The 1663-nt window shown below is 34.8% G+C and carries 1 protein-coding gene; it reads left to right on the plus strand.

Annotated features, from left to right (window positions below; translation table 11 throughout):
- Positions 1-154 precede the first annotated feature (154 nt).
- The gene (locus QQZ16_RS02935; RefSeq protein ID WP_235252835.1) at positions 155-1468 is read left to right on the plus strand and encodes an IS1380 family transposase; all 1314 of its coding nucleotides are present in this window, start codon (positions 155-157) and stop codon (positions 1466-1468) included.
- Positions 1469-1663 lie beyond the last annotated feature (195 nt).

The following is a 1663-nucleotide window of genomic DNA, read 5'->3' on the forward strand; positions in this document are numbered from 1 at the left end:
CCTGAATTATTCATAAAAACTTATTGACAAGCTATTGAATGCTTATTTATCACGTAGCACAGCTGAATTGTCATTCATCAAATAAATGAAAAAAGAATCCATTTCTGTTAGAGTTTAAGTAACCACACAAAAACACACAGAAAGGATTCTTTATATGGCTACTTTATCGCAATTAACTCTTGATTTCAATCGCAAAATTAAATTGTCAAATGATGGAGGCTCTCTTTCCTCCGATACAGGTGAATTTCTTTTTAGAGAGTTTGATGAAAAAATTGGATTTTCAAAGACTTTGGAAATCCATTTAAAACTGGATGATCCAAGAGCTTATTACTTTCATTCTAATGAAAACTTGTTACGCCAAAAGATCTATCAAATCATTGCTGGGTATTTTGAAGACGATGCTGCTGACCAATTAACAAGTGATCCTGTTTTTACACAAGTTATTGATACACCCGCACTTGCTTCTCAACCGAGTCTATCTCGTTTTTACACTCGATTTAATCAAGAATCGATTAATCACTTAAATCAAGCGAATCAAGAATTATGTGATAAGATTCATGCTCATAGAAAAGCGCAAGGTATATTCATTGATTTAGATTCTACCCATTCTGATACGTATGGTGACCAAGAATCTTCATCTTACAATGCCCATTATGGAACGATGGGATTTCATCCTTTAGTTGCTTTTGATGGTGCTACAGGCGACTTTTTGAAAGCAAAACTTCGCCCCGGAAATGTCTATACTTCCAATGGTGTGCTCGATTTTATTCAGCCTTTGATTGAACATTATAACGAAACATTCCCAGAAACAAGTTTATTCCTACGTGGGGACAGTGGATTTGCCGTGCCTGCCTTGTACGAATTATGTGAAGTAGAATCGGTTTATTACATTATTCGTTTAAAATCTAATGCACAATTACTGAGTCTAGCGGAAGAGTACCATCCTGCTTCTGTACTTGAAGATATTTCAAAAACAGAGCGCTATTTTGAAGAAACCATTTACCAAGCAAAATCTTGGTCGAAACCTAGAAAGGTAGTGATTCAATCCGTTCGACCTGCAGGTGAATTGTTCTTTACCCATTCCTTTTTTGTCACCAATTTTGAAATAGCTTCTCCTAAAGATATCGTCCGAGCTTACCAAAAAAGAGGGACGATGGAGAATTACATTAAAGAAGCCAAAAATGGTTTTGGTTTTGATAGAATGAATAGCCATTCTTTCCTTGTTAACGAGGTTAAGATGTTGTTGACTCTTCTCGCTTATAACTTAACTAATTGGTTACGAACTCTTTGCTTTCCAGAAGGAACAAGGACGATGCAAATTGATACCATACGTACTCGAATCATCAAAGTAGCCAGTAAACTAGTGAAATCAGGCAGATCCCTTTATTTTAAGTTATCATCAAGCTTTGTCTATCAGAAATTCTTTTGGAACGTATTGGGTCAAATACAAAAACTTCAAATGGAGTAAGCTCAAACATTAAGGTTGGTCTAACTGAAAAAATCGTTTTTTTTCGGTCAAGGGTGAAGTCTGCCCAAAATTGACCCATTGAGAAAGTAAATTCAAGTATTAGTTTTGAACAGTTCATTTTTATAAAAAGTTTCATAAAAATTTAGTTTTTTATCCTTGAATTTAGCTGATTTTATGAGCTATGAATATTTCAGG

It is taken from the genome of Bacillus sp. T2.9-1 (assembly GCF_950097965.1).
GTDB classification, from domain to species: Bacteria; Bacillota; Bacilli; order Bacillales; family Cytobacillaceae; genus Niallia; species Niallia hominis.

Bases quoted from the DNA above. Each gene is read 5' to 3' on its own strand.
- QQZ16_RS02935 (WP_235252835.1), top strand. From the start codon at position 155: ATGGCTACTTTATCGCAATTAACTCTTGATTTCAATCGCAAAATTAAA.